Annotated in this window: 7 protein-coding genes; 2 read left to right on the forward strand and 5 right to left on the reverse strand. The window is 67.4% G+C overall.

Annotated features, from left to right (window positions below; genetic code table 11):
• The first annotated feature begins 39 nt into the window (after positions 1-39).
• Together WAW85_RS11910 and WAW85_RS11915 are read left to right on the forward strand one after the other, a co-directional pair.
• Positions 40-1131, forward strand: a complete 1092-nt coding sequence (locus WAW85_RS11910) for a FecCD family ABC transporter permease (RefSeq protein ID WP_422559822.1) — start codon at positions 40-42, stop codon at positions 1129-1131.
• Between the two features lie 3 nt (positions 1132-1134).
• The gene (locus WAW85_RS11915; protein WP_422559823.1) at positions 1135-1923 is read left to right on the forward strand and encodes a heme ABC transporter ATP-binding protein; all 789 of its coding nucleotides are present in this window, start codon (positions 1135-1137) and stop codon (positions 1921-1923) included.
• A gap of 25 nt (positions 1924-1948) precedes the next feature.
• On the opposite strand, the gene WAW85_RS11920 is transcribed toward WAW85_RS11915, so the two are convergent.
• The 5 genes from WAW85_RS11920 to WAW85_RS11940 form a co-directional block, all read right to left on the reverse strand.
• On the reverse strand, positions 1949-3757 hold the full coding sequence (locus WAW85_RS11920; RefSeq protein ID WP_422559824.1) for a penicillin-binding transpeptidase domain-containing protein: 1809 nt from the start codon (positions 3755-3757) through the stop codon (positions 1949-1951).
• A gap of 64 nt (positions 3758-3821) precedes the next feature.
• Positions 3822-4658 carry a GNAT family N-acetyltransferase gene (locus WAW85_RS11925; RefSeq protein ID WP_422559825.1) on the reverse strand — a complete coding sequence of 279 codons (837 nt, stop codon included), beginning with the start codon at positions 4656-4658 and terminating at the stop codon, positions 3822-3824.
• Positions 4659-4676: 18 nt separating this feature from the next.
• On the reverse strand, positions 4677-5828 hold the full coding sequence (gene ispG / locus WAW85_RS11930; RefSeq protein WP_422559826.1) for a flavodoxin-dependent (E)-4-hydroxy-3-methylbut-2-enyl-diphosphate synthase: 1152 nt from the start codon (positions 5826-5828) through the stop codon (positions 4677-4679).
• A gap of 16 nt (positions 5829-5844) precedes the next feature.
• Positions 5845-7053: a M50 family metallopeptidase gene (locus WAW85_RS11935; protein WP_422559827.1), complete on the reverse strand. Its 1209-nt coding sequence runs from the start codon at positions 7051-7053 to the stop codon at positions 5845-5847.
• Positions 7054-7083: 30 nt separating this feature from the next.
• Positions 7084-7914, reverse strand: an 831-nt coding sequence (locus tag WAW85_RS11940) for a 1-deoxy-D-xylulose-5-phosphate reductoisomerase (RefSeq protein ID WP_422559828.1), incomplete at its 5' end; no start/stop codon positions are given.

A 7914-nucleotide genomic window follows, 5' to 3' on the forward strand; every position in this document is an offset into this window, starting at 1 on the left:
CGGTCTGGTCCTGCAATCCCTCGGGAAGGCGATCTACCAGTGACCGCATCGACCCCGCCCACCCCTACGGTCGGGCCGCCAGCCACCTCTACTGCCCGGACACCGACCCGCTGGGGTCGCGCTATCCCGGTGATGCTGGGCGCTCTGGTGCTGCTCGGCCTCGTCGTCGTGGTGTCGGCGGCCACCGGTCAGGTGCGCGTTCCGCCTGCCGAGGTGCTCGGTTCGCTCGCCCACCACTGGCACCTGAATATTGGGCCACTGCCCGACCAAGAGGGCGAGTACGCGCTCTGGGTGTCCCGCTTCCCGCGCATCGTGCTCGGCATCCTGGTCGGGTGCGCGCTCGGTGCCGCCGGCTGCCTACTGCAGGGTGTCCTGGCAAATCCGCTCGCCGAACCTGGCATCATCGGCGTCTCGTCCGGTGCCGCCGTCGGCGCGTGCCTGATGTTCGTCCTCGGTGGTCCGGCACCCAACGGCTGGGCGGTCGCCGGTATGGCCGCACTCTTCGGTCTGTTCACCACCGTCGCGGTGTACCTGCTGAGTATGCGTGACGGCGGCACCTCGGTGGTGATGATCGTCCTCACGGGTATCGCGGTGAATGCCTTCGCGCTCGGCATCATCGCGTACCTGACGACCATCGCCAGCACGGCGACCCGCGAGCAAATCGTCTTCTGGCAACTCGGGTCGCTAGCCGGAGCGGTGGGCTGGGGCCACGTTCAGGTGGTGGCACCGCTGGTGATCAGCGCCATCGCCGCGTCCATGCTGCTGGTCAACAAGCTTGATCTGCTGGCCCTCGGCGAGTTGCAGGCCGCCTCACTGGGGATCAATGTCGAGACGGTCCGGCGCCAGGTGATTGTGCTGGTCGCGATCCTCACGGCCGGTGCCGTCGCCTTCACCGGCATCGTCATGTTCGTCGGCCTGATCGTCCCGCACCTGATGCGCCTGCTGGTCGGCCCGCGGCACCGCGTGTTGTTACCCGCCTCAGTGATCGGCGGCGCCCTGACCATCGCTGCGGCCGACCTCGCCGCGCGTTCGATGACCAATGGTGAACTACCCCTGGGCATGCTCACTTCGCTGATCGGCGGACCCGCGTTCTTCATCCTGCTGCGCCGCACCGCGAAGACGGGGTGGTGACTCATGTCCGCCATCGGCATCGAACTCTCCGCCCGGCAGGTGGACATCGACCTCGGGCGCCGGCCCGTGCTCCACGGTGTCAGCCTCACCGCACAGCCCGCACAGATCGTCGCCCTGGTGGGTCCGAACGGCTGCGGGAAGTCCACGCTGCTCTCCATCCTGGCAGGTGTGCGCGAGCCGAAATCCGGTGCGGTGCAGGTGAATCAACGACACTTGCGTGAGTTCTCCGCGCGGGAGCTGGCCCGCCACCGCGCGATGGTGACGCAGGCAAATCGGGTCGACACCCCGTTCACCGTCCGCGAGGTGGTGGAACTCGGCCGCTACCCGTGGTTGCGCACCCCGCAGGCCCGCGACTCCGAGCGGATCATCGCCGAGGCGATCGCAGCCTGCGGCATCGGCGACCTCCTCGACCGCCCTTTCCCCGAGCTGTCGGGCGGTCAGCAGGCGCGCGTCTCACTCGCGCGAGCACTCGCCCAGGACACTCCGGTCCTGCTGCTTGACGAACCCACCGCCGCCCTCGATATCGCCCACACCGAGCAGGTGCTCAAGATTCTGCGAGCCCGCGCCGACGCCGGAATGACCATCGTCCTCGTCGTGCACGACCTCTCCCTCGCCGCCGCCTACGCCGACCGCATCGCCTTGATGAAGGACGGCCGTATCCTCGCGGCCGGCACCGTCGACGAGGTGATGACCGCCGAACTACTGAGCAAAACCTACGATCACCCGGTCACCCTGGTCCGCCACCCGGACACCGGCGAGCTGATCATCACCCCGGACCGCAGGCCCGGCTGAACTCGGTCGCGCACACCCCCGGGAGCTACGGACGATAGCCGACGGGCAGCAGATGGAAGAAGTCGCGAGTCACGTTGACAGCGTTGGTCGAGTCGCCGCCGAGCACGATCAGCGTCGCGAAGGCTAGGTCGCCACGAAAGCCAGCGAACCAGGCGTGCGAGCCGCCAGCGACCTCGGCTTCACCCGTCTTGCCGAAGACCGGCCCGGCGTCGGCGATCGAAGTAGCCGTGCCCTCGGTAACCACCGCGCGCATCATCGACCGCAATTGTTCGAAGACGTCCGGCGTGATCTGGGTCCGCGGTCCCACGACCGTGGTCTCCCGGCCGTTGATCAGGATCGGCACCGGCGCCTTGCCCGTCGCTGCGGTGGCCGCCACGGTCGCCATACCCAGCGGCGTCGCGAGCACCGTGCCCTGACCGAAACCGTCTTCGGCGCGGAGCACCAAGTCCGGTTCGATCGGCACCGAGCCGGACTTCGAATCAATACCGGCGATCTGATAGTGCAGACCGAGGCCCATGGCGGCTGCGGCGTGCGCCAAGTCTGACGGCCCCATCCGGCTGGCGAGTTCGGCGAACGAGGTATTGCACGAGTTCGCGAAGGCCCGCAGCAGCGGTACCGGTCCAAGGGCGAAGCGATCGTAGTTCGGGATCAGCCGCGAACCGATCTGAATCTCCCCCGGACACGGCACAATCGCGTCCGGATTGGTGATTCCGGCCGACATCCCCGCCGCCGAGGTCACCATTTTGAACGTCGAACCGGGCGGATAAGTGCCCATCGTGGCCAGCAGACCACCGGAGTCGGCGGCCGGATTCTGGGCGATGGCTAGCAGTTTGCCGGTCGAGGCCTGCATGACGACCATCATCGTCTGCTTCCCGATCACGTTTACCGCCCGCTGCGCCGCATCCTGCACCGACCGTGACAGCGTCAAGGCGATGGCCGGCGCAGGCTCGGCAGGATGGTCCACCAAGACGTCAGCGGCCAGCCCGTTCGGGTTGAGCACCGAGATCCGCCACCCAGACTTGCCCGGCAGTGCATCGGCGACGCTCCGTTGCACTTGCGTCATCACCGCAGACGCGAAGCGCGGGTCACGCGGCTCCAGAATCGCCTGGTCGGCCGTCACGACGCCGGGGAGCGCCAGCTGATCACGAATTTTGTCGAAGTCAGCCAGCGCGATGGTGCCGATCGGGATCGGCGTCTCGCTCGCCGTCGACTGCTCGGCCAGGTCATTGGCCGAGAGCCCGGGGAACTGCGGGCCGAGCACAGCCACCAGCCGCGTCACCGACTCCAACGCTGATCCGGCCGAGGCCGCAGCCTTGCCGTCGAAACTGATCGCGACGACTGTGCCGTCGCCCATCACTTGGCTGCCGTCGGACTCGTTGACAGTGGCGCGCGGCGGCGCGAAGGTCGCCAGCGACAGGCGTTGGTCGGCGCCGAGTTCGGGATGCACGCCGGTGGATGACCACCGCACCGTCCACCCCGATTCACTGCGACCCATGGTGAGGGTTGCTGGGTAACTCCACTCCCGGTTTCCGGGCAGCTGCCACGTATAGGTGACGTCGACATCGGCGATATCGCGGTCGATCCGCACTCGACCGGCCCGGCCGGTCAGCGCCTGCGCACTGAGCCCCACCCACGCCGCGGCGAGGAACGGTGCGGCGCGATCCGGCGCGGTAGTGCGCGCCGCAGCCGCTGCGAAGTCACGGCCGGCGAAGTCGCTCAAGAAGGCATCGGCCACATTGCGCGGCCCGGGATCCTGGGTACCACAGGCGACGACGCCGGAACAGGCGACCACCAGGGCGCAGAGGGCGCCAAGCACGCGTGCGGGAAAACTCATCGTCGTTCGATCCTAGGGCCCGCGCCGCCCCCGCCGCCGCCGCGCACGCCGCGTGTCGCCGGTATCAGTCGATCAGGACCGTGGCGAACGTCCCGACGTGGTCGAACCCGACACGCCGATAGGTGGCGCGGGCCACCTCGTTGTATCCGTTGACATACAGGCTCGCGATCCGTCCCTGCCGGGCGATCGCGGCGACCACCGCGGCAGTGCCGGCCGTGCCGTGTCCGAGGCCACGATCGGCCGGATCCACCCAGATGCCTTGGATCTGGCCCACGCGTCGGGACAGTGACCCGATCTCGGCTTTGAAGACCACACGCGGGCCATCGAATCTAGCGAAAACCCGGCGGGCGGAGATCAGTGCGGCCAGTCGCCGCCGATACGAACGGCCGTCGTCGACTCCGCGCGGGTCCACCCCGATCTCACCGATGAACATCTCCACCGCGGCCGGGAAGTATACGTCGAGGTCGGCGCTCGTCACCAGCCGAACCTGCCGGTCGATGGTCGCCGCGGGATAGCCGTCGACGGCGAGCAGCGGCTGACAGTCACGGATCTCGCGCGGGGTACCCCACTCACCACAAACCCGGTCCCACAATCCCAGGGCAAGATCGGCCGGGCCGACGACCGACGTGCACCCACGCGGGGCGCGCAGGGCGCGCGCGGCGAAAAGATCCAGGCTCCCCGAATCCCCGGACAGCGGCATCAGATTGGCGCCGGAGAAGCAGAGGGAACTCTCCGGCGCCGAAGCGGTCCACAGTTCCCCGCCCAGAAACCGCGGGGCGAGCCCGTAGGCCTCCACTCGCGCGGCCACCATGCACGACGGCACCGGATGGGCGTCCAGCGCCCGCGCCACGGCCGCCGAATCCCGGGAGCCCAGCGGCCGATCACGCAGCAGGTCCAGCATGATCGCCTCCTTGCACGGTTAGCTGACGGTCACCACCGGGGTGCCGTTTCCAGTGTCCCCCGTTTCCTCGGCGATGCGCATCGCTTCTTCGATTAGCGTCTCGACGATTAGCGCCTCGGGCACGGTTTTGATCACCTCGCCCTTGACAAAGATCTGCCCTTTTCCGTTTCCGGATGCCACGCCGAGATCAGCCTCGCGGGCCTCGCCCGGACCGTTCACGACGCAACCCATCACGGCCACGCGCAGCGGCACTTCCAGTCCCTCCAACCCGGCAGACACTTCGTTGGCCAGCTTGTACACGTCCACCTGCGCGCGACCGCACGACGGGCAAGAGACGATCTCCAGCTTCCGTGGCCGCAGGTTCAGCGACTGCAGAATTGCATCGCCGACCTTAATCTCCTCGGCCGGCGGCGCGGACAGCGAAACTCGGATGGTGTCGCCGATCCCCTCGGCCAGCAGCGCACCGAAGGCGACCGCCGATTTGATGGTGCCCTGGAACGACGGCCCGGCCTCGGTCACACCCAAGTGCAGCGGATAGTCGCACTGAGCGGCCAGTTGGCGGTATGCCTCGACCATGATGACCGGATCGTTGTGCTTGACCGAGATCTTGATATCGCCGAAGCCGTGCTCCTCAAAGAGGCTCGCCTCCCAGAGCGCGGACTCCACCAGCGCCTCGGGGGTTGCCTTGCCGTACTTGGCGAGCAGCCGCGGATCGAGCGAGCCAGCGTTGACGCCGATGCGGATCGGGGTACCGGCGGCACCGGCCGCCTTGGCGACCTCTTTGACGCGACCGTCGAATTCCTTGATGTTGCCCGGATTGACACGTACCGCCGCGCAGCCGGCGTCGATGGCCGCGAAGATGTACTTCGGTTGGAAGTGGATGTCGGCGATCACCGGGATCTGCGAGTGCTGGGCAATCTCGGCTAAGGCGTCGGCGTCTTCTTGACGGGGGCAGGCGACGCGCACCATATCGCAGCCCGACGCGGTCAGCTGCGCGATCTGCTGCAGCGTGGCGTTGACGTCATGCGTCTTGGTGGTGCACATCGACTGCACCGAGATCGGGAAGTCACTGCCCACCCCGACCTTGCCCACCATCAGTTGGCGGGTTTTGCGGCGCGGCGCAAGCACCGGCGGCGGGGTCGGGATTCCGAGGCCGATCGGATCGGTCATGTCGTGCTCCTCACGGTCAGAATATCTGTATCGGATTGATGATGTCCGCAGTCAGGGTGAGCACCATAAAGGCACCCATCACCGCCACCACCGCATAGGTCAACGGCATCAGCCTGTAGTAGTCGACCGGTCCGGCCGCGGTACGGCCGAATGCCCGGCGCACCGAGTTGCGCAGCTTTTCGTACAGCGCGATCGCCATGTGTCCACCGTCAAGTGGCAGCAACGGCACCAGATTAAACAAGCCCAAGAAGAAATTCACACTGATCAGCAGCAGGAAAAAGACATCCCAGTAGCCGCGGTCAACGGCCTGCCCGCCAGCCACCGAAGCGCCGTAGACACTCACCGGGGTGTCGATGTCGCGGGGTCCGCCGGTCACGGCGGTCCACAGCTTGCCGATCTTCGACGGCAACGCGACGAGTGCTTTGCCGGTCTCGACGAACATCGAGCCGGTAAAGGAGACCGCACCGCCCCACACTGTCGCGAGGTCGTAATGGTTGATGTAGTCGACTCGCAGACCGACGCCAATGGCGCCGACCTCTTTCGAGCTCAGCGTGCCGTCCGGATTTTTCACCATGCGCTGGACCTGGGTCACCGGCACCACCAGGGTCTGCTGCCCGCCGTCGCGGTCGACGGTCAGCGTCACCTCGCCGGTGGCCGCCTGCACGCGGCCGACCAAGTCGGAGTTATCGGCGACGGACTGCCCGTCGACCGCCAGAATCCGGTCACCGGTGCGCAGACCGGCAGCGTTCGCCGGTCCGGGCCCGGCGCATTCGACCGGTGCGCCCTGCGCATCGGTGGTGGCCGCGACGCAGCCGACGGTGGAGGCATACACGGGCTTGTCGCCGAGGATCGGTAGGCCCCAGCTCAGCCCGAGAATAATCACCAGGACGAAGCCGAGGATGAAGTTCTGCGCCGGACCGGCCAGCAGCACGACGAGGCGCTTCCACGTTTTCTGCTTGTAGAACGCGCGATCGGCGTCTTCCGGCGCCAGCTCGTCGTACGGGGTCATGCCGGCGATGTCGCAAAAACCACCGAGCGGAACGGCTTTGATTCCGTACTCGGTCTCGCCGCGCCGGACTGACCACACCCGCGGGCCGAACCCCACGAAGAACCGGCGCACCTTCATGCCGGTGGCCTGCGCCGCCCACATATGACCGAGCTCATGCCATGCGATCGAGATCAGCAGGGCGAGCGCGAACAGCACTACACCGAGAGCGAAACTCACCTTCTCCGGTCCTGCCTTACTGTGATGTGATCAGGGCTGACGGGCCGCGACCAGTGCAGCGGCGCGTTCGCGCGCCCACCGATCGGCGGCTAATACTTCCTCCACAGTACCGGGCGGCGCGGTCCATTGATCCGCCTGCGCGAGTACCTCGGCGATGATCGCCACGATCCCGGGGAACTTCACCGCCCCGGCGAAGAAGCCTGCGGCGGCGACCTCGTTGGCGGCGTTGTAGATCGCGGTCAGGCAACCGCCGGTCTCCCCCGCCTGTCGGGCGACCCGAATGGCGGGGAAGACGTCCTCGTCGACCGGTTCGAAAGTCCATTGCGAGGCGGTCGAGAAGTCGCACGACGACGACGAACCCGGCACGCGGTCGGGCCAGCCCAGCGCGAGGGCGATCGGCAGCTTCATCGACGGTGGCGACGCCTTCGCGATGGTCGCGCCGTCGACGAAAGTGACCATCGAGTGCACGATCGACTGCGGGTGCACGGTCACGTCGATGCGGTCGTAGGGAACGCCGAACAGCAAGTGCGCCTCGATCACCTCAAGCGCCTTGTTCACCAGCGTGGCCGAGTTCAGGGTGATCATCGGGCCCATCGACCAGGTCGGATGTTTGCCAGCCTGCTCGGGTGTGACGTCGCGGACCTGTTCGGCGGTCCAGCCGCGGAATGGACCGCCGGACGCGGTGAGCACCAGCCGGTCCACCTCGTCGGCGCGGCCGCCGCGCAGACACTGGGCGATGGCCGAGTGCTCCGAATCGACCGGCACGATCTGTCCGGGCGCGGCCGCGTCGAGCACCAGCGCACCACCGGCGACCAGTGACTCCTTGTTGGCCAGCGCCAGCCGCGCCCCGCTGTGCAGCGC

The sequence above is a fragment of the Gordonia sp. (in: high G+C Gram-positive bacteria) genome, assembly GCF_049299075.1.
Lineage (GTDB): Bacteria > Actinomycetota > Actinomycetes > Mycobacteriales > Mycobacteriaceae > Gordonia.

Coding starts and splice junctions, on each gene's coding strand:
- WAW85_RS11915 (WP_422559823.1), top strand. CDS start 1,135: ATGTCCGCCATCGGCATCGAACTCTCCGCCCGGCAGGTGGACATCGAC.
- WAW85_RS11920 (WP_422559824.1), bottom strand. CDS start 3,757: ATGAGTTTTCCCGCACGCGTGCTTGGCGCCCTCTGCGCCCTGGTGGTC.
- WAW85_RS11925 (WP_422559825.1), bottom strand. CDS start 4,658: ATGCTGGACCTGCTGCGTGATCGGCCGCTGGGCTCCCGGGATTCGGCG.
- ispG (WP_422559826.1), bottom strand. CDS start 5,828: ATGACCGATCCGATCGGCCTCGGAATCCCGACCCCGCCGCCGGTGCTT.